The sequence below is a fragment of the Marinoscillum furvescens DSM 4134 genome, assembly GCF_003386095.1.
Classification (GTDB): Bacteria; Bacteroidota; Bacteroidia; order Cytophagales; family Cyclobacteriaceae; genus Marinoscillum; species Marinoscillum furvescens.
The window spans coordinates 43,631-66,239 of sequence record NZ_QREG01000016.1; the positions used below are offsets into that span (position 1 = coordinate 43,631).

Annotated in this window: 10 protein-coding genes; 1 reads left to right on the forward strand and 9 read right to left on the reverse strand. The window is 44.0% G+C overall.

All coding sequences use genetic code 11. The features are described 5' to 3' along the window. Window positions 1-166: 166 nt before the first annotated feature. From C7460_RS16000 to C7460_RS16040, 9 genes are all read right to left on the reverse strand, one after another. Entirely contained in the window at window positions 167-3,700 is a 3,534-nt protein-coding gene (locus tag C7460_RS16000; RefSeq protein ID WP_115869136.1) for an Ig-like domain-containing protein, read from the reverse strand. 132 nt (window positions 3,701-3,832) lie between these two features. Next, on the reverse strand, window positions 3,833-4,303 hold the full coding sequence (locus tag C7460_RS16005; protein ID WP_115869137.1) for a hypothetical protein: 471 nt from the start codon (window positions 4,301-4,303) through the stop codon (window positions 3,833-3,835). Window positions 4,304-4,330: 27 nt separating this feature from the next. After that, on the reverse strand, window positions 4,331-7,039 hold the full coding sequence (locus C7460_RS16010; protein ID WP_115869138.1) for a CBM96 family carbohydrate-binding protein: 2,709 nt from the start codon (window positions 7,037-7,039) through the stop codon (window positions 4,331-4,333). A gap of 34 nt (window positions 7,040-7,073) precedes the next feature. Continuing rightward, entirely contained in the window at window positions 7,074-8,780 is a 1,707-nt protein-coding gene (locus C7460_RS16015) for an IPT/TIG domain-containing protein (RefSeq protein WP_115869139.1), read from the reverse strand. A 38-nt stretch (window positions 8,781-8,818) separates the two neighbouring features. Further along, the gene (locus C7460_RS16020; RefSeq protein ID WP_115869140.1) at window positions 8,819-10,597 is read right to left on the reverse strand and encodes a RagB/SusD family nutrient uptake outer membrane protein; all 1,779 of its coding nucleotides are present in this window, start codon (window positions 10,595-10,597) and stop codon (window positions 8,819-8,821) included. A gap of 20 nt (window positions 10,598-10,617) precedes the next feature. Next, window positions 10,618-13,779 carry a SusC/RagA family TonB-linked outer membrane protein gene (locus C7460_RS16025; RefSeq protein ID WP_115869141.1) on the reverse strand — a complete coding sequence of 1,054 codons (3,162 nt, stop codon included), beginning with the start codon at window positions 13,777-13,779 and terminating at the stop codon, window positions 10,618-10,620. Between the two features lie 541 nt (window positions 13,780-14,320). Further along, window positions 14,321-14,530: a hypothetical protein gene (locus C7460_RS16030; protein WP_147302983.1), complete on the reverse strand. Its 210-nt coding sequence runs from the start codon at window positions 14,528-14,530 to the stop codon at window positions 14,321-14,323. Between the two features lie 51 nt (window positions 14,531-14,581). Continuing rightward, the gene (locus C7460_RS16035; protein WP_115869143.1) at window positions 14,582-15,460 is read right to left on the reverse strand and encodes an alpha/beta hydrolase; all 879 of its coding nucleotides are present in this window, start codon (window positions 15,458-15,460) and stop codon (window positions 14,582-14,584) included. 157 nt (window positions 15,461-15,617) lie between these two features. Then, on the reverse strand, window positions 15,618-19,796 hold the full coding sequence (locus C7460_RS16040; protein WP_115869144.1) for a hybrid sensor histidine kinase/response regulator transcription factor: 4,179 nt from the start codon (window positions 19,794-19,796) through the stop codon (window positions 15,618-15,620). Between the two features lie 331 nt (window positions 19,797-20,127). Between C7460_RS16040 and C7460_RS16045 the strand changes: the two genes are divergently transcribed. Beyond that, window positions 20,128-22,578: an Ig-like domain-containing protein gene (locus C7460_RS16045; protein WP_115869145.1), complete on the forward strand. Its 2,451-nt coding sequence runs from the start codon at window positions 20,128-20,130 to the stop codon at window positions 22,576-22,578. The last annotated feature ends 31 nt before the right edge of the window (window positions 22,579-22,609 follow it).

A 22,609-nucleotide genomic window follows, 5' to 3' on the forward strand; every position in this document is an offset into this window, starting at 1 on the left:
GCACACCTTTACGGTTATTTATAATACAGCTCGACTGTCGGCTCCAGACAAATTGCTCCGGTGCAGACATATTTGGCTCCCAATACTTTTATTGGGTCATGCGTTATATAATTTCACTTCAGTGGCATGCCAATTGCGGTTTGCATGCTTCCGGCTTACCAATGCCTTATTGTTTAATAATTTTTTTCCGTTGGATTTTACTTTCGTCGGCTAACAACTCCACGAAATACACACCAGTGCGCAATGAGCTTACATCTATTTTTGCACCGCTCTGCTGGCATGTCCCCTGCAATTGAACAGCACCCGCAATGTCTAATATCCGATAGTCCATATTGCTTGTAACTCCCTCTAGGAAAAGCACATTTTTGACAGGATTGGGAAACACCACTATCGCATCTTCTTTCATTGCATTGAGCGGAATAGCTACTTCACCCACCGTGATATTTACGATCTCCGATTGACCTACATCACCATCATCATCTATTGCAATAGCTTTCAGCTGATACTCACCCTCGGTGGCATTGAGCCAAACGGCTGAGTAAGGTTCTGAAGAGTCTTCACCTAGCTTGACATCACCCCGGTAAATCTCCACTCTCGCTATAGCGCCATCCGTATCTGTGGCAGACACTTCCACTTTGATATTCTCACCTATTTCAAATACTGAACCTTCGGCAGGTGAAGTGATAGATGCAGATGGTATTTCATTTGGTGGAGGTGTCACGCTTATGTACACTGCCTCAGAAGTTACCTTACTCCCGATATTGTCGGTTGCTACAGCTGTCAGGCTATATTCGCCTATTTCAGCATCACTCCAGGTGATCGAATAGGGAGCACTGGTAGCTTCACCTATTTTCACATCATCACTAAAAAACGCTACCAATTCTATGGTACCATCACTGTCGGTGGCTTCTGCTTCAATGGTGATGGCTTCTGAAATTACAAAGCTGTCACCGGCTGAAGGTGATGTGATAGACACAACCGGCTCTTGATTGGATGTTCCTTTGAAAGAGATATCCAAAAGCGGCTTGTATTGATCTTCTGCTCTTTCTCTTGAGTGAAAATCAATCCCTGTAGAGGTGGTTTCCGGGTCTGCTATCACAAATGTTACGATTCCATCAGTACTGTTCTCTATTTTCACATAGTCGGTTACATCCCATTCCACGTAGGTATTGGCCTGCGACGAAGTAATTGCAATGTTGGCTACTTCACTACCTACCGTAGGTTGGTTACCGTGGTTGAGTACCAGTTCCTCCCAGGAATCATCATATACCCGATAAACTGATCTAGTAGAGGACGATGCTGCCCTCACACTCAATTTCAGTTTAGCTGATGTAATAGGTCCAAAAACTCCTCTGATATCAAACTTGTAAAAGGCATACCGGTGATCCACCGAACTCCATTTGGTTACTGTCTTCACATCGGTACCGTAATTTTGGCCTGAGTTACCGCTATGAACATACGTATCGGCAATCGCCACTAATTGTTTGCTGGAGCTGGCCTGTTGATTGGCATTTACCGTCACAGTCACTCCTGCTGAAAGTGTACTGGCCTTGCTATCATCGGTAGCTTTTGCGAAGAATTCATAGGTGCCTTCAGCGAGATATTCTAAGTCCAGTTCGAAAGGTGCTGTATCGTCTTCTCCTATTTTATCCTCACCTAGAAAGAACTCCACTTTAGAAACTTTCCCGTCCGAATCTTCGGCCGAGGCAGCTATTTGGAGGCTTGCTCCCTCCGTAAGTACGGCGCCTGTAGTAGGCGATGTGATGGACACATCAGGAGCCTCGTTTCCTTTTACGAAAAACACGCTAAAGCTATTCAGACTGAAACTATCATCTTCTCCTGCTATATAAACTCGAAAGGTGCTTACCCCTGGTGCCAACTTAACGTTTTCCGAAACGGTAAAATCAACATAGGTAGTACCACCCCCAGTAGCTGGAAGGGTAACTTCCTCAGTCAGGTCCAGGCCTGCCCCGGCGAATTTTACTTTTCCACCACCGCTTGCTGAAGCATAGTTCACGGAAATTCCATAAGTTCCGGATTCCGGAATATTCAAGGTATAACTTACCCATTCTCCATTTTGTAAATTGGCTAGCGCAAAGTCTTCACCACTCACCAGCTGAATATCCACGTCATCTGTACGATACTGCCCTCCAGAATTACCTTCACTAAGATCATGATAGGTTCTGCCCTCTCCTGAGATAGGGAAATGATCGTAGTTCTCGGCCTGGATAATTATTGGATCGCCAGATTCAAAGCCAAATACTGGAATGCCATTCTGAATACCTGTTATGGGATCACCTGCAGCCCAAACAGGGCGTCTAAAGCAAAGTGCTCCCCACCCGGGATGATCCAGACTAAACCCGATCTGCTCATATCCTGCCTCTTCTATGGCTACATCCAGGCCTCTTTTTGTCCATTTGGCGTCTTCGCCTATCCCCATTCTCACATCAAAGTGCGCCCAGGCTTGTTCATAAACAGGCCTTTTCCCCGGAAACCCACCTCTACTAACATCTTCAAAGTTGGAAGAAAAGTGAGGATTCATGGCCTTAGAGTACCATCTTCCCGTTCTATCAATTCGCTGAATGAATTCAGCGTTTTCACCCGACCCCACATTAGGGTCTGGCTCCCACGGAGTGGGTTGGTCTTCAAAAGATCTAATGTAAGACACATTGTATCTGGACATGTGCTCATATCCTTTCAGCAGTCTATTGTCTAAAAAATTCCAGGCATCATCGCCCTGATTCCAGGCTACTTCTGCAAATCCTGATAAAATACCCAAACCAAAATAAGCGTGCTGCTGATCACGACTGGCCTCCTGGCACTGACCATTTTCCCAGATAAAATGCTCTATTGCGCCATTGTATCCGTAGTTTTCTATGGTGCCTTCGGATCCTACATATTCGTAGCTTGAAAAGTACTGGTTATCATCTATGAGCCTACCTGAGGGTGAAGGGCCCGTGGGCAGTGGTAAATCATCCGTGCGTCCTGGCTGGCTAGTGAGGTATCTGTAAGCACGATCATACATTTTCCTGTTGTCCAGAAACACCCCCATAATGGCCATGGCACGGAATGAAATTGCATCCTGATTTCCATGCCGACCCGAATCTCCGTTGAGTATACGCCAGTAAAATGACCCAACGGTTTCCGAATTCACTTCTTCAGGAATTGCTGTAGAGGAATATCCTGGATAGACCAGCATATCCTGAAATGCTTTGATATCGCTAGCAGTCCATCCATCGTAAGTGCTTTTAATGATTTCGGCAGCTTCTACCATTTTCCACGCAAAAATTCCAGCATCGAGAGGGATACCACCCACATAGGTAATGTTTTTCCAGGCATTGAAAATCTCCACACATTTGTCTGCATGACGAGTATCGCCAGTGATCGCCCACATGAGGGCGTTGTGGTATGCGGCATTGGCATCAGAGTGATAAGCACCACTATTTTCGCCATTTCGAGTAACCCGAGTATTGGATGAACTCCCCTGAACTTTATAATCATAAGATGCCAGGTTAGTAGCTTTTAATTGCTCAAACGACGTGGCATAAGGCTCTACCCCTGCTTCCACCATGTAGCGCATGCGATCCAGATCAGACTGCTTAAACAGGCCTCCCGGATGAATGAATTCTTGAGCAACCCCTACATGTGGCCATGCAACCACGAAGCTTGCAATGAGTATGACGTAATTAATAATCCGCATATAATTCTTGATAGTCGTTTTTATTCCAATAATGGTTCTTAACCTATGTTATACAACTTTTTTACCAATAGAAACTTATGCAACTAGAGTCCGCTTGAGGCGGCTCTAGTTGCAGTATTGATTGAAACCGAATTATCTGGTTAGATCAATGGTAATTGTCCACGTGCCGATCCCATCCACACGGCTGCTGGCTTGTGAAGTAGAAAAGCTAATTACCAGCTGCTCTAATGACGCTGTAACAGTGACCCCCGTAATGTCCAGTTTAGCTCCTGTAGCAGCAACGATAGAGGCATTGGATACTGTACCGTCTTCAGATACACTAAAAGAACCGCCACTGATATAGCTATCCAGTCCGCTAGTAGCATCTGGTACAAATCCAGCCGTACCGGTACCCACAGAGCTGGATACCGTGATACTTGGATCTGTGATACCTGCATCTGCAGGAATGTTATCTGTCGAAAAACTCCAGGTACCTTCTATTGCTTCCAGCACTTGCTGGCCCTGACTAGTAGCGACATCATCTTCTCCACAGCTGGTCAAAAGCAGTACACAGGCTATAACCGCGCAGAATGACTTGATACGATTTATGCTTAATAGATTCATTTTTTCTGTAATTGTTAGTTGTAGAAATTATTTGATCACTTTCACAGATCTAACCTCGTCCTGTGATCCAATGTGCAGTAAATACTGCCCTTTAGGTAGCGCCGAAAGATCCAAATCCAACGTGCGCTGAGACTTAGCTGTAGTCTCCAGTACCAGTCGTCCATTCAGGTCGAATAAGTAAACTCGATCGATTTTCTTGTCACTAGATATCGTCAACTTGTTAAGGAATGGGTTCGGATATACGGCCAGGTCTATTTGCTTGTCTGCACCAGTGACCAGCACTGTGGTAGACAGTCCCACTGTGTAGGTCTTTTTGGTTTCTCCATCTTCTGCCACCACTTCTACTAGTGCATATTCCACTTCCCCGGGGGTAAGCGCTGATGGCAGTTGAATGCTCACCACTGAATTGGTATCACTAGGGATAGCCACAATCGCGGGCACATCCAGTGCATCATGCTCATAGCTATAAGCAAACTGATTGGATGAAAAATCCTCCAGGGTATCCGAACCAACAATTATCATTGATAAGGTAGGATCGTCATTAGGCTCCAGTACATTCCAGGCTATTTTTATGGTTTTAGTCACTGTAACATCCTGAGCTGTAACAGTAATCACTGTAGTATCACTTACAGTAGCTGCTGGACTTACCTCAGCAACCGCACCTTCGAAATTCACCTTTGGTGTCACTGTAGGCACTGTAGTAGTACCAAATGGCAGGTCAACTGTATAGAGGATCTTGATCGGATTGAAAAAAGGAATCATCTCTCCATCCACTAGCAATTCCGCGAGTGAAGCATCTCTGTTGGGGTCGCCTTCTTCCCAGATCAAGTGATAGATCACACTGTCCATTTCTGTATCTCTTACGATGACCAAAGTGGTATCTCCCTGAATAGAGGTTGCATTGACTACTTCTACAGTGGAAGTAGTAGCGAGTGCGGTACCTGAAACCGCAGGCACGGGATCGGCATAAGGCACTTCGATGTTGTATACAGTCTTCTGAGGGTCGAAATCAGCAGGAGTCTCGCCATTCACTTTAAGATCGGCTAACTGCAGACTATCGGAAACACTGTTTTCTATGGTCACATCTCCAAAGATTAAAAGCTCAGGTGCAGCATAGCCATCTACATTTTCCTTAGCCCATATATCGAACGTATTTACAGCCCCTGACACCAACTCCGAACGAGCTGCTATCCCAATGCTGCCGTTTTCCTGATTCGCATTGAAGTAATCGGTAACATTTACCGCATATCTCACGCTATTGGTGCTTGCCGAACTTGCATCAAATGTGCTAATCACCTCCAGGGTATCAAATCCATTATTTGGGGCATTAGCATATGTAATAGTAGACTCGTCCCAGTTAGTAGGGTAGCTCAAAAACTCAATTTTACTACCGGCCTTTCGAAGCGTAAAGCTTAGTTGGACACTGTCTATCGTACCCACTACATTGCCAGGCATATCAAACTTCATCATGCCAGCAAACTCATAGATATCATTTCTACTTAAGCCGCTAATAGCTTTATCTGTCCCAAAGTTTGAGGCTTCATTGTTTTCATTGCCCGTACGAACTTTAGAATCCTGAGTAACACTTATGGCCTGGGCAAAAGACACATCTCCATAGATCAAAAGTTCTGGTGCAGCATAGCCATCCACATTGTCTTTAGACCAAATATCAAACTCTGTAGTAGATCCTGAGATCAGCTCTGATCGTACAGCCAGATTGAGGCTGCCTTCATCCATATGAGCCAGGAAGTAATCAGTAATGTCTGCTGAATGCCTTACCGAGTTATTCGCGGCTCCACTAGCATCAAACGTGCTAATCACACTAAGTGTGTCAAATCCATTATTGGGAGCATTGGCATAAGTAACGTCTTCTTCATCCCAATCTGACGAATACTCAAGAAATTCAATAGCATTGCCGGTATTCTTTCTTAGGGTGAATCCGATATGTACACTATCAATTCTACCAACCACTTTACCTGGCAAGTCAAAACCCATCATGCCGGCAAATTCGTAGATTTCATTTCTACTCAATCCACTGATGGCCTTATCCGCTCCAAAGTTTGCAGCTTCGTTGTTTTCGTTTCCGGTACGTACTTTGGCATCCTTCGTAATAGCTACAGATTGAGCAAGTGCTACATCTCCGTAGATCAATAGCTGAGGAGCAGGATAGCCTTCTGTATTGTCCTTACTCCACATATCAAAGGTATTCGTAGCGTTCTCTACCAATTCGGATCTAGACCCTATACCGATACTTCCCTCATCTTTATGAGCTACAAAGTAGTCAGTGATATCTACCGAATACCTTACCGTATTGTTCGTCGTACCATTCGCATCGAAAGAACTGATTACAGTAAGTGTATCAAAGCCATTATTGGGTGCATTGGCATAAGTAATTGTAGACTCGTCCCAATCCGTCGGGTATTCCAAAAACTCTATCAAACTGCCATTTTTACGCAGTGTAAAGCTGAGGTGCACACTATCTATGGTACCTACAACTTTTCCAGGCAAATCAAACTTCATCATGCTGGCAAATTCGTAGATACCATTTCTGCTCAAGCCTGTAGTGGCTTTATCGAACCCATAATTCGAAGCCTCATTGTTATCATTTCCGGTGCGAACTTTGGCGTCTTGCGTGACATTGATTGCCAAAGCTGGCTCCTCTTGCGCTTGTGCTGTCAGGAAAGTACCAACAAGCATCACAACGACTAACGTATATTTCTTTATGAATAATTTCATGCTTAGTATTTTTCTGTGTACTTAATCCTTTTGATCATTCGAATCTTAAATTGTAGGCATTCATAGCTTCTACAGACTCAAATGTCCCTATCCAGTCTATGTCGTAGCCAGTCAGGTCATTGCCTGTTTGCTCCTTATAATAGTCTGGGTCAAAGCCCGCCATTTTGATTTGAAAAATCTCATAGGTTACCTCATTCAGATCCTCTGGAACTTGCTTGTGAGAATTGTCCCAGTTATTCCAGTAGTACAATCGATCACCAGCCTTTGTAGAAGCGTCTTGTGTGGCATCACTTAGCTGAAACTCACCAAAAGCAAAATCCCGAACAAAAGATCCTACAACTTCCCCGTCTACTTTTCCTACAGGAGGCCTGTCTCTTTCACCAAACTTCACAGCGAAAATTGGGTAATCCTTAGAAATGGTTACAGAGTTTCTATGATACGGATGCTTAGGATCTCCAGTAATGTTATTTCTCGGATCATCTACACCTACTCCCTGTACGGGGAACGTATTCATAAACAAATGGTATAAATCTGCTCTTCGATCGCCTGTAGTTTGTGCAAACTCTACTTTGATTTGGCTATTCGCTATTTGGTAGGTACCACCATGCGTAGGCAGCCAGTCATTTTTACGTTCATCATCACCCGGCTCATTATCAAACTCCCAAAGGAATTTACCTACCGGAAACGGATCGTAAGACTTGAGTGTCGCTACGCTCTCAAAAGAACGAATCCATTGCACATTGAAATTTGATTCACCAGAGCTCTTGGCAATTTGAAATTCTATATCGGTAACTAGTGTTTCAGCTGTAACATAATCACCCTCCGTGAGGTCATAGTAGTAAATATCACCGTCGATTATGCCGGTGTAGGTATTTGCTCCATCTCCAAAGGTTCCGAGACTAGACACCAAGCTCAACTCAAAATCAGCCAACCTGGTCATTCTTATGGCCAAAATCGGAAATTTATCCGGATTGAAAACTACTTCTCCTTCGTAAGCAAGGGAAGCCTGATTGCCCCCTCCAAAATCGACAACTAACGCTTCATCAGCTAGAGAAAGGGATGCATCGGAGCTCCAACCTTCCGCACTTTCCACGAACTCATTAGCAAAACCAAAGAATGGGAAGGTAAAGTCAAACGAACTTTCAACAGCCTCAGGTCCAACCTGTACCTTCAGCGGGCCTGTAGATCCTCCATCGGGCACCACAGCTACAATCTCCGTATCAGTAACAGACACCACCACGGCTTCTACATCTTCCTCGGTACCGGTAAATGAAACTGACACCTCAGACTTGCTAGTCCCGAAATTGGAACCGGTAATGGTCACCTGATCACCAGCCTCTCCTACTTCTGGAGATACCGCCGTGACCGAATGTGAGGTAGCCACTGTAAATGACTCTTCAGATACAGCCTCCTCACCGAAGATGACCACTGAGAGGGTACCCGTAGTGGCACCCGCTGGCACACTAACTACCAGCAAAGACTCTGATGCCTGCTCTACCGACGCTTCTACACCATCGAAAGATACTTTTACCGAGTTGGTTTGTGATGAAAAGTTTTTTCCTAATATCGTTACCACCGTACCTACTCTGCCTTCATTAGGAGAAAAGGAGATGATTTCTGGCGCTGTGGAGGGCGGCTCAGGGCTATCCTCAGTACAACTGATAATAGTCACAATCAGCCCAAGGCAAGAAATAAGCATCAAGGCTTTACCCCACCTCTTCTTAAGTTTATTTGTCATCATTTCGAAATTGTTAGGTTATACATTTATTAATAAATCGACTACCATTCAGGATTTTGTGTCAGGTTGTAATTAAGCTTTATTTGATTTAGCGGTATCGGAAAGAGGTAATTCTTTCGACTGAAATTCCTATTGAAGGAAGGGTTGAGTATTACAGCTTCACGCACACCCACACCAGTTTCTACGGCTTTTACACCATAGGCATAAGCTGATGGATCATAGAGTCCATTAGACTCATATTCTGTACCCTCGATCACCGGACCTAGCACGTCTTCGTTTAGTTCTTGCTCGGCTATTCCCCAGCGCTTCAGGTCGTTAAACCGACTGTTTTCGGCATACAACTCTATAGCCCGTTCACGACGTATTTCTTCCAGTATGTCCAGGTCATTGGCAGCTGCCAATGCATTACTGAGTGGAGCCACTCCTGCTCGATTTCGCACTTGATTGAGCGAAGCGTCCAAATCAGCATCTGAAATACCACCATCTCGTTCATAGAGTGCTTCCGCATAGATTAAATAAACCTCGGCCAAACGAAGATGCGGCCAGTTGTAAGACTCTTCTCCAGACAGCCTGTAAACGCCATAGTTGTACGATCTGAATTTACGGGCTTTTACGCCAGCTCCACTAGCGGCTCCAGGAGCACCAGATAAAAACACTGACCCGTCTTCAGGAACCAATTCTCCGAAATAAGATATCAACCTGAAATCTCGATTTTTAAATTCATCAGAGGTCTTGTTATATCCTTCAAAAAGAGGTGATTTATCTACTGGCAAGCCATCTGCGCACAAAGCCAAATCCATCAATTTTCTACTGGGTGCCAGTCGATCATAAACCGTATGGCTAGTACCTGTACCTCCTGTTCGCAAATTCCGGTCATAGATTGACTGAATGATAAACTCCTTGTTTGATGCTTTCGTGAGACCGGCCGGATTAGACTCGGCATCCTCCAGATTGAAAAGAAACCAATTACTCAAACTGTCCAATTCCTCATTGTAATTCCACAGCTCATAGCCGCCATTATCCATTACATCGCGGGCCTGAGCGATCGCTTCTGTCAACATCTCGTTGACAGAAATGTAGCCCTCGGGCTTTTGAGAGCCCGCACCGGATGACTCGCCATCACCATCTGTAGAAGTTCCCACATACTTTTCCCAGGTCGCCTCGTAGAGCATTACTTTGGCTTTAAATGCCTTCGCTGAATATTGCCCGATCAGCCCTTTGTTTTCATCCCCCAGGCTTTGCTCTGTAGGTAGCGAAGCAATGGCCATATCCAAATCTTTAATGATTTGGTCCACCACCTCGTATCGGCTATTGCGACTGGCAAACAGCTCTGGAGAATCCAGATCTAAAACCGTAGTAACAATCGGCACTCCACCAAATCGCTGGAGTAAAAAGAAGTGTTGCCATGCTCTGAAAAAATGGGCTGTAGCCACGTACTGTTCTATTGCTTCCTGATCACCAGCAAACTCTTCTGCCTTACTCAATAGAATATTGGCATTTCTGAGGTAGTAATAGGCATTAGTCCAATACTTATCATCGTTTGGAATGGTATTGGAGCCATTGCCTATTCCATCTCCAGGGTCATAACCCGTGAGATCACTGCCTAAGTCAAAAAAATCAAAAATAGAGCTACCTCTGTTGGAGCGTAATGATACCATACCACTATGAAGGTCAGTGGCTGCGGCTTCAAAATGCTCAACTTCAGTAAAATATACCGTCTCTGTCACCTGATCGAGCGGATCCAAATCAAGAAACTTGTCCTCGCAACCCATGGCAACGAAGACCATACTCCAGGCTATCAGTTTATTATACAATTTCATAGTATACTATTTATATTATGTTAGAAGGATACATCTAGTCCAAATGACCAGGTGCGGTTATATGGGTAAGTGGAGTCGGTACTCTCTCCAAACTCAGGATCATACCCATCTTTCAGGCTTGTTAATTCAAACAGGTCATTACCTGAGAAGTATATTCTTACCTTCTCCATTCCGGCTTTGTTGACAAGCTGAGTAGGAAGCGTGTAGCCCACCACCAATACTTTAAGCCTTACGTATCGATTGTTCATCATCATAAAATCTTTATGATCCCAATTCCACTCGCCACGCTGTGTATTGGTCGTAAGTCTCGGGTAAGAGGCATCAGGGTTAGACTCTGTCCATGTTTGCCCCATATATGCAGTAGTCTGATTGGTCCAAATTCGATAGAAAGGGTACTTCATCAAGCCTGTTCTCACCACATTTTGATCCATGACCCCTTGAAACATCGCCTGAAAATCGAAGCCTTTCCAAGAAGCGCCTAGATTCAAACCGAATGTGTAATGAGGTGCAGAATCTCCCATGTATTTCAGGTCTTCTATCGTAATTTTACCATCCCCATTATGATCGATAATTTTGGTATCTCCAGGTCTGAGCTCTGAAGCAGCTACTACACTGGGGTCTGCGTCGCGTGTTGGGATCTCACCCAGTCCATCTTGCGTATAAGTTTCATAATAAGCATCTACTTCGTCCTGGCTCTGAAACAATCCGTCCGTAGGGTATAAGAAATACGAGTTTAGGGGATATCCAACAAGTGGTTGATTTCTACCTTCAGATGGTATTGGAGATCCTTCAAATTCTATTAGTTCGTTTCTACTATCACTGATGTTAAAAGATGCATTGTACTGAAGTGAGTTCACTTGATCTTTCCAACCTATGACTGCTTCCCACCCTTTGGTCAGTAGGTTACCACTATTGGACTTAGGAGCATTTCCGCCCAATACATCTGGGTAGACGACTTCTATCAGCATACCGTCATTTTCCTTGATGTAATAGTCCAATGATCCGGTGATTCTGTTATCCAGAAATGTCAAATCAGCTCCCGCATTAGTCATTTTTACACGCTCCCAGGTTCTTGTATCGCTGGTCAGCCCACTTACTCTGGCTGTAGTCCTCAGTGTAGGTGGCACGCCTATTGGCAACGTACCCTGACTGATAGTGGAGACATAATCATACAGTCCTATACCTACAAAATTTCCAAGTTCACCATAGCTTCCTCTCAGTTTGAAAAAACTCACAAAAGGCACAGCTTTCATAAATGCTTCATCTGAGATCACCCATCCCAGAGAAACACTTCCGTAATTGGACCACCTGTTTTCAGGAGAAAATCTGGAAGAACCATCTCTTCGACCAACTAGTTCTAGCAAATATTTTCCATTGTAGTCATAGTTAAACTTGGAGACATACGAAAGCAGCCCCCAATGTGACTGACCACCAGCAGTGCTTACCGCATCTACAGGTGCTACATTGATGTCATAGACTCCCTGGTTTTGAATTCCCTTACGCTCTGCATACAGATTGCGATCTTCCTGAAGGTCTGCCGTGATACCCGCCATTGCCTTGAGGTTGTGCTTATCAAAAGACTTTTCATAATTGAAGAATGAACCATAGTTCATATAGTTTCTGTCGTAATTTCTGGCGGCTATTAATGGAGTACCATTGATACGCTCTGCAGACGGGTTACCATCCCAGGTGTAAGGCTGAACGGTCAACCGGTAGACATCCTCTCGCTGTACTCTTTTGTTAAAAGACATGGTAGCGTTTGCCGTCAGTCCTTCCAGAATTTTGAATTCTGCACCAAGATTGATTTTGGTTAAGTCTTCTGTAAAGTTTTCTCGACCTCCATCGGTAGTGGATGCCACGGCATTTCTATTTCCCGACACATTAAAATTCGCATACCAATGGCCATCTGGAGTTTTGGCTGGAAAAAATGGCGGGTCAAATGCCCCTAATTCACGGCTGAGCCCGGATGAAGGTCCGGAGGTAACTGTCCGCTGATAGGTTATACCGCTCGTCAGTGAAAGCCTGCTATTGATGTCGTAATCATAATTAAACCGAATATTGTATTGTTTCTGACCATCGTAAGCCGTCTTAAGTGCTGTTTGATTGTCAGCAAATGCACCAGATAGGCGGTACCGGGATTTTTCAGAGGCGCCTGAGACACTGATATTGTGCTGATGCGAAAAGCTTGTTCCAAACAATTGATCAAACCGATCATGATCTCCAATATAGACATCTCCCCAGAAGACAGTTGGGTATATCCCCGACTTACCCTGCTGCATTCGCTCCAGGTTCTCTTTAGAGAGCCACCCCCAATAGGTGGTATTGGGTGCATCTTCTACTCCCGCGTCTAGCCACAGAGTAGCGTAATCTACCATAGACGGGCCTGGAGGTCTTATTCCTATTGTATTGATTCGAAAGTTTGCATTGTACCCAACTTTCATTTTACCTTCACCTCTTTTGGTGGTTACCAGAATCACACCGTTGGCAGCTCTACTCCCATATATGGATGCCGCCCCATCTTTCAATATACTCACAGAAGCTATGTCATCGGGGTTCATCTGATAGAACTCCCGGGCACTCATCACGGGTACACCATCTATTACCACTAAAGGCTCTCCTCCATTTACAGAAGTAGCACCTCTTATCTGGAGGTCTATACCATCGTCTGACCGGCCACCAGGTCTGGGAGTGGTCCTGGTTACTACCAAACCGGGAGTCTGCCCTTGAAGGGCCAACGCTGGGTTGGTCACTGCCCGATCTTTAAATGCCCGTTCGGTCACCTGCTCTACCGCCCCTGTCAGCGTTTGCTTGGATTGCTCTCCGTATCCTACAACAACCACTTCCTCCAGGGCTTCCACATCCAAAAGCAGCTGAATATCAAAATTAGTTCTATTATTTACCGCTACTTCCTCGGTGGTATATCCCACGTAGGAGATTACTAAAATTGCATTTTCACTTACACTCAATTTAAATTGGCCATCAAGGTCGGTGGTTATTCCATTGGTGGTGCCTTTTTCAATTACTGCAGCACCCGGCAAGCCTTCGCCATACTCATCAGTAACTACCCCACTGATGCTCACCTCTTGAGCGTTTACAGAGATAGAACCAAAAAGTGCCACCCACAATAGGACTACACTTCCTATAAATGGTCGTAATTTCCGTTGATTCGTTTGTTCATACATATTGTCTTCCGTTTTACTTTAGTTGATCCCAATGCCCCTATGTGAGAAGCATTGAAAATTTGGGCGTCATAGGTAGGTTAGTAAACCATGACCTTTTCTTGTGCAAATCGTATTTCAAACCTATTGAGTAAGGCATAGATGGAGTTTAGATATCCGGTCAAATACGATAACAATAATGCACTTTTGCCTTTCTACCTTATTTTTATAGCCTTTTGATAACTTTCTCCTGACAGATTTCTGAGTTTGTTCCACCATCGCTTACTCGGGAAAGATGCGGCAACTAACCACCCCAATCAATACCTGAAAATACGCTGCCCTATATTGTCATTACACAGCGAATCAATCACAAGCGAATTGGCAATTTTGGAATTGGCCTGAGCTATGCACCGAACATCTATAGCTTATCCCATGTTGTTAGCTGCGCTCAATATGATATGGTCATGAAATGATATGACGCAATCAATTAGTGGACCTCATGAAAATGATTGGCTAGTCTCACTTAGTATTTCAAGATGCCATGCCACCACATAGCGGATTGGCATTACTGTATACAGCGTGAGGTTCTATCGATCTCACAAAGTGAGTGAAATTCCTTTTGATAGCGAACACTATCCTCCGAACAAGCAGTAGATCCAGCGATGTATTCGCCAGACTTTACCAGTGTGGCGGGCTGTGCCATGGATTCCTCTTGATTTGCACCATAGTACAGCATTCCTAAAAAGAAGATCAGCATATTAAAACTGCTTTTCATTTGACTATATGAATAAGATGCATTTAAGATCCAGATAAGATTTCAGTGTGGTCACAAACTCTTTACCCATCGAATAAATAGTTCTTTCCAATTTTCCACCTCACCATTGCCGACAGCCAACCCAAATCCATGACCACCTTTTGGGTAGAGGTGCATCTCCGCAGGAATATGTTGACGTTCGAGGGCACAATACATTTCTATGCTGTTTTGTACAGCTACTATTCGATCATCTGCACAATGCGCGATGAACGTTGGAGGTGTCTCTTCCGACACATTAAGCTCACTTGAATATTCACGATAGAGTGACTCACTTGCAGCATCCCCCAGCAGCCTTTCTCGTGTTCCCGGTTCTACAAAATCAGAATTGAGCATGGATATCACCGGATACACCAACGTCATAAAATCTGGATGAGAGCTCGCATCAGTATATCTGGTGCCTACCAATGATGCGAGATGCCCACCTGCAGAAAATCCCATTACCCCAATCTTATCCTGATCTAGTCCCCATTCTTCTGAGTTTTCTCTTATTAGTGTTATAGCCCTTTTGGCATCCATTAATGGTGACAAATGGGGAACTTCATTGGAGTCTTCATCAGGCAATCGATGCTTTAGGACCACCCCCGTGATGCCATATCCGTTGAGCCATTTGGCCACATCAGTGCCTTCCTTATCATATACCAAACAGTAATACCCTCCTCCTGGAATGATTAAGACTGCCGTACCTGTGCGCTGTGCTTTCGTAGGCAAATACACTTCTATTGTAGGTGTTACGATATTCCTCACTCGTCTATAATCATCCCCATAAGAAGTTTCTTCTTTTGCTACAGAAACGGCATTAGGAATATCATCTTGCCAAAGGGGTATCACCACTGACTGGGAGTGTCCATAAATGCTGAGGGTGAGCAGAATCGCAAATAAAATACTTCGCATAATTAAAAAATGTCTTTGGGTTCACTGAAAATTCACTACCCAAAAGTATTTGCACCGCTCCTGAGACGCTTTCAAAATCCTTTCAAAAACGATAAAATGCAGGTACTTTAAGTTTCATTAACTTCCGTACTGCGGCTAAAATGTCAATTATGAAGAATCATTCTTCCGCTGCATCGATGAACTCCCGGGGAGTTTTGTTAAAATGCTCTCTAAAGGTTTTCGAAAAATATGCACTCGAATTGAATCCTGTCTTGTAGGCAATTTCCTTTATGGAGTAAGCATTTTGTTTGAGTAGGTCGGCTGCATATTTGAGCCTAATCGTACGAATAAATGCGCTTGGCTTTTGGCCGGTAATGGAGCTGATCCTTCTGTAAAAATAAGACCTGCTGATCCCCAACTCCGTGACCAACTCTTCCAGGCCAAAGTCTGAATTGCTAATATTTTCCGTGACAATTTTTATGGCTGAATCTACCAACCTTTCATCCAGTGAATTACTAGTAAAATCACTTGCCGGGCTCAGACTAGCCACTGAAGCAAACCTGTTTCTGAGCTGCTTGCGTGTTTCCATGAGATTATGCACCCTGGCTTGTAACACTTGCATGCTAAAAGGCTTTGCCAGATACGAATCTGCTCCAAGTTCGTAGCCCTCTATCTTGTCTTCCTCATAGCTCCTTGCTGTCAATAGGATGACTGGAATGCTCACGGTCTGATCATTTTGCTTAAGCTCGCGACACATCTCAAATCCATCCATCTCAGGCATTACTACATCGCTGATAATCACATCCGGACAAAACTTTATGGCTTTTTGCAGCCCTACTTTTCCATTGTTCGCTTCTTTCACGCGGAACTTATCTTCAAACCCCTTCCTCAGATGCACACGTAACTCCTTATTGTCTTCTACTATCAGTATGGTTTGATTTTCGCCAGTTTTGGCACTTTTATGTTCAGCTTCTGCCTCTTCGCTTTTGGTCGGCACAAGATCGCTGGTTACTAGTGTATACTCAAGTGATTTCAAAGAATCATTACTTGCAAGGTGTTTGGACCGATGCTTCGAATGGTTACCCCATGCAGAAGAAGCCCTTTCTGTCACCAATGGCAACCTTACCACAAACTTCGAACCCTTACCAAATTCACTTATTACGCTAATTTCTCCGTCATGCTGCTGTACGAGGCTTTTCGTATAATTTAACCCGATCCCAGTACCTGTATTGGTAGAGCTGATATGAAAAAAACGGTCAAAAACCAGAGCCAGCTCCTCCTTTTTCAAACCAATACCGGTATCTTCCACTTCAATGATGACAAAATCCTTTGGATCCGACTTACCAAGTAATCGCTTCGCTTTCGACTTCCCTTTTTCCTGGAGTATTCGCACGATAATTTTACCACCAGGATCTGTAAACTTGATAGCATTCGATAATAGGTTAGACACAATCTTTTCCAGCTTATCCGGGTCAAACCACATATCTGTGGAGGCTAGCTCCGTTTCAAAGTGCATCTCCAGCCCTTTCAGTTTGGCCAAATCTTCAAACATGCTGTAGGAATCTTTTACGGACCGCACTACGTCTGCTTTCACTGGGTCCAATGGAGATTTGCCAAGGTCTACTTTCCTAAAGTCCAAAAGCTGATTGACGAGGTTGACCAATTTCATCGAACTGCGCTGAATTGTCAACGCAGATTCATAAGGTTTTTCATTTGGGTCCAGCTCTGCAAGTAGTTTGTCCACCGGATTTAATATCAATGCAAGCGGTGTTCTAAACTCATGAGAAACGTTCATAAAAAACTCCATCTTGTTGTGATCGAGTTCACGTCTTCGTATTTCTCTCATGGTCCGTGAATAATAACGCAAGATTATCCAGGTAATCAATGCCACTACCAGACAATAAACCAGGTAAGCATAGACCGTGCGCCACGGTGGAGTCGCTACATGGATATCCAGAGCCGCCACGCTGGAGTTGTCCCAGTTGTCATCTAAAGTAGCCATGACTTCAAACCTGTAATCTCCACTAGTAAGGTTAGAAAAGGTAGCCGATCTATTTTCATTTTCCACATAGACCCAATCGTCACTTACTCCGAGCATCCGGTGGGCGTACTTGACGTGCTCCTGGCTGAGGTAATGCAATGCCACGAAATCAATCGTCAAGAATCCTTCATTGTATTTGAGGTTTATTCCCTCAGTTTGATTGAGCGGTTTTTCCAACAAAACCCGATCAATTAGCGTGTCTCCCACGCCTATTTCTGTATTTAGCACACGCAAACCGGTGATCATAGGATCTACGGCCACATGATTGAGTACTACATCATCCGGATGAAAGATATTGAGACCATTGATCCCTCCTATAAATATTCTACCATCGTGCTTTTGAAATATGGACTTACTTTGAAATTCGGCACCTTGAATTCCATCCTGCTCACTAAAATTAATTATGCGACCCTTTTCCGGGTTTAACCGGGATAAACCGCCTTTGGAGGTAAACCAGACCGTACCATCCAGCTCCACCGTTACCCCGACCACTAGATTGTTGGCCAACCCACTCAATACGTTGTACGAAGTAATCTTACTAAAGTCTTCATCTACTCTATGCAGCCCAGTATTGCTTCCTACCCAAATATCCCCATCTGGTCCTTGCGTAATATGCGTGATTCGCATACCCTGAAACGGCACCTTGTCAAAAGGTATAAAGGGTAATTCTTCAGGATTTTCGTAATCGAACCTATTGAGGTCCACAACTGCCAGGCCTGATGTGGAGCCGACTAGCAACCTATTCTGCTTATCTATAAACAAATGCTGAACCCTGCTATTTGGAAGACCAGCACGCTCTATCAGTTGATTGGTAAATCGGAAAAACTTGTTTTTGCCGGGATCAAAATAATTTATACCGGATTCAAAAGTACCGACCCACAAGCCCTTTGACCGATCCGGAGCTGCGCAAATGATCGTGTTTTCTGAAATCGAATGCTGATTTGCTTCTTCCTTTAGGTATCGGACGGCTTTTTCAGTCTTGGGATCAAACCGGTTAATTCCTTTATCCCAGGTACAAGCCCAAATACCCCCTTCTTTTCCCTCGCACAGATAAACTATTTTGTCCGATGAGATGGTATGTGGATTATCATCATCACTTCTAAAGTGTCTAAAGGTGTTTTCATGTTCATCATATAGGGTGAGTCCACCTCCGTCTATACCTATCCAGACTCTATCCTTTTTATCCACAACTACCGCCTGCGCTATCGGTCCACTGAGTCCATTGGGTTCCTCTCTACTATGCGTCAAATGGACAAAGGCGGAGCGCGCTGCAGATAACTTACAAAAGCCCTTATTATAGGTGCCTATCCAAAATATCTCATTAGAGTCCTCGTAGGTAAAAGCGGGTTGGTTGTTGGGCAGGGAGGAAGGCTTCTTCGGATCATGGGTAATGTGATCTCGTAATCTGAGTTCGCTATCCAACACAAATAGTCCATACCCATCTGAAGACAACCATATATTTCCCCGTGTATCACATAGCATATGAGACACAGCCACCGTGTTTCCCAGTTGAAGATTCAGCACAGTAAACGAGCGAGACGATGGGTCAAACTTCATCAAATGTTCCAGATCATTTCCAATTAGGATTTCTCCGTCAATGGTCTCTATCAAATGAAATGGCCACTGATTAATCTCCGTTGATGTCTTTTCGGGTAATTGAAATGTTTCAAACTTTTGCTCCGCCTGTAAGTAATGATGAAGTATTCCCCTACCTGTCACCATCCAAACATCACCCTTTTCACTTATAACAATATCATCTATTTCACTACCATCTATCTTGTTTGTAGAGTCCGTAAACCTGAGCTGTTTCACTGTATTGCCCAAACTATCAAAATCAAACCGAATGAGGCCTTCTTCGGTACCCACCCACAGCCAGCGTGTCTTCGGATCAAAAGCAAGTGCCCGGATATGATTCTGAGCAGAATTATCTTGAAGGTTAAAGTCGACTCTTCGAAAGGTGTTTTTCCCTTTTGCCAGGAAATTCAATCCATTATTGGTACCTACCCACAATCTGCCTACATGATCCTCAATCAATGAGGTGATTCTGTTGTTGCTAAGTGATGTGGTATCCCCGTTGATGTTTCGATAGATTTCAAACCCGTACCCATCGAACTTGTTGAGTCCGTCATGAGTACCTATCCACAAATACCCTTCAGAATCTTCAAGAATTTCTATTGCCACACTACTGGACAACCCCTCCAGTGTGCTGTAGTTATCAAATTTCAAACTAGGTACCTGGCCATTGAGCACAAACAGATTAAAGAACCCAGCCACCAACATCACTAGTTTGAACCCCCTCATTGATCTATCAATCATCAGAATTTCTCCAATTTAAATAAGTATTTAATCCCGACAGTGAATCCATACCATACCAGGCGCCACAGCTGCATGCCCAATGTCCTGCATCGAAGAAGACACGATTCTTAATGATCAGTTAGTCAAGTGGCCAGTTAGATCACAACGATAAAACCTATATAAGAGACCTCCAAGCCCAATCGGAAAAGTATCATTTATTTATGCTTTTTGACTGGATTTTTAAATTCTCCCACCCATACCCCAAATACTTTTGTTGATCAGCCAATACAAAAGTGCAACCGCTCACCGGGCTGATTTTTCCAAGACATAAAACACTCACAACGACAACATAATGAAGCGAACGCTCACAGCATTGATCATATGCATCTTATCTCAATCACTTTTCGCCCAGCTTGGCTGGCAAAACGACAACTGGCAAGTCATCGCCAATGGATCGTCTGGAGGAAGCACTACGTTTAATGAATCAGGCACATTTACTGTGTCGGACTTAAAACCAAATGGAGAATTCTACAGAGCAGACCTGGCCATCCTCAAGGATGTCGTTTTATCCGAATCCGAACCCTACCTTTTTCTAAAAATAAAACTCACAGATGGAGTGCTTTCTCAAGACAAAGCCTTGTTTCAGTTGCTGGATCTAGAGGTAAATCAATCGGGAAAAGCAGAAGGAGCCAGTATATCCGGTGCATCGTCTACACAATTTATCACATCAGAAAATGATCAGACATTTCATCATATAGTGTGGGATTTAAGCGCAGTATTGGGTGATGACTTCTATGAAGGTAACGTTATTCCCTTTACCAATCTAAACTGGACCAATGGAAGTACCACTCCCGGTTCGAAGCGCGGAATTTTTGGTTTTAAACTAATAGTAGCTCCCTCATCAGAAGCCATTCCAGCATATGAAGTGTATAAGATCTCTACCTATGCCAATGTAGAAGCAGGACTCAATGATACCTCTACAGCATCAGAACGACCCGTAGCTGAGGATGGCGAATACCAGCAGATTATTTTCTATGGCCAGTCATTATCCATGGGATGGGAAGCACCTCAGGCGATCACCACTCAGCCAATCGATGGAAATTTCATGTTAGGTTCATCACCGCTTATGCTTTATAGCAATCAGAGTCCTACGCTGAACCCACTCGTGGCCAGTCGCTGGCAACATGGCGGTGAGCAACCTGTAGTGAGTTGTGTCAATGCTTTTGCCACCAGGTACCGTGACCATACAAATGCTCAAACCAAATTCATTGGGATGCAAGCTGGAGAAGGCGGCCGCACCATAGAAAGACTATCAAAAGAGTGTACCAACGATGGTTTTTATCAATCTACTTTTCTAAAAATACTTGACAACACACTTGCCGCTCTGGAGGGCTCAAATGCTACCGTCCAATGCCCGGCGATCGTATATATGCAAGGAGAATACAACTACAAAGAGGTAGATGCCTCTGGGCAAGGTCTTACGCCAGGTACTAATGGCACTACAGATAAAGATGAATATAAGCGTCTGCTACTAATCCTAAAGGATAATATGCAGCATGACATCATGAGCACTTACGGACAGACGGAAAAACCAATATTCTTCATCTACCAAACAAGTGGGAAGTATGTAAGCAACGAAGAGCAGGAGATCTCCATGGCGCAATATGAATTCGCCCAGGAAAATAGCGATGTGATCCTACTAAATCCGCATTATGCTATGCCAGATTACAATGGAGGTCATTTGTCTACAAACGGCTATCGCTGGTATGGTGAAATCGTAGGGAACATATTATATGATGTACTTGTGGATCAGAAGGAATACAAACCAGTAATCCCCGAAAGTTTCGACATCAGTGAAAATACAGTGGCCATTCAGTTTCACGTGCCTACACCTCCTTTGAACTTTGACACCTTACTCACTCCAAAAGTTTCAAACTACGGCTTCCTCGTAACAAATAAGAATCAATCAACGAACCTTATAGAAAAGGTAGAAATTATTGGAGAAAGCCAGGTAAAAATAACCTGTACAGAAAACTTATCGGGAAGTATAGAAATAAGCTATGCTGGTAAGTCCGTAACTGGCACCGGCAACCTCGCAGACAGCTATTCAAAAAACGCTTTATATACCTATTTCGACGATTCTTCGAATGCTAAAAAAGAAGATTACACTCCAAAACAAGCAAATGGTGCTCCATTATATGGAGAAAGTTACCCGCTAAAAAACTGGGGCGCTGCATTTTATCACGTAGAAACAGTACCCAACAATAACCCAACAGGCAGCATCCTATCACCCAAAACTGGCAGCACCTTTTTAACAGGTGACAACATAAAAATAGAGGCTGATGCCTCTGACCCGGATGGTCATATCACCAAAGTGGAGTTTTTTCGAGATAACACCAAAATCGGTGAGGATACCTCAGCACCATACACTGCTACATGGCTGAACGCTCCCGCCGGAGACTATGAAATTAGTGCAATCATTTATGATAACTATGAAGGTACCGACACGGCTTCAGTTATAATCTCAGTAAAGGACCCTACCACTCCTCTGAAAGCCCAGACTGCTGACCAGGTAAAAGTCTATCCCAATCCTTTTTTTGACTCACTAACCATTCAGATAGCAGACTTGAAAGGTCAGCAGGAATATCTGACTATTTACGATGCTGCCGGCAAAGTGCAACACAGACAAAAAATTGATAGCCTAAAAATCAATTTAAACATGACTTACCTCAAATCAGGTCTCTATTTCCTGGAAGTGGGGCAACACAAGGCTGCGAAAAGGATGACACTAATCAAGCCCTAGGTCTATTACTACCGATCAAGCAGACTTTTGT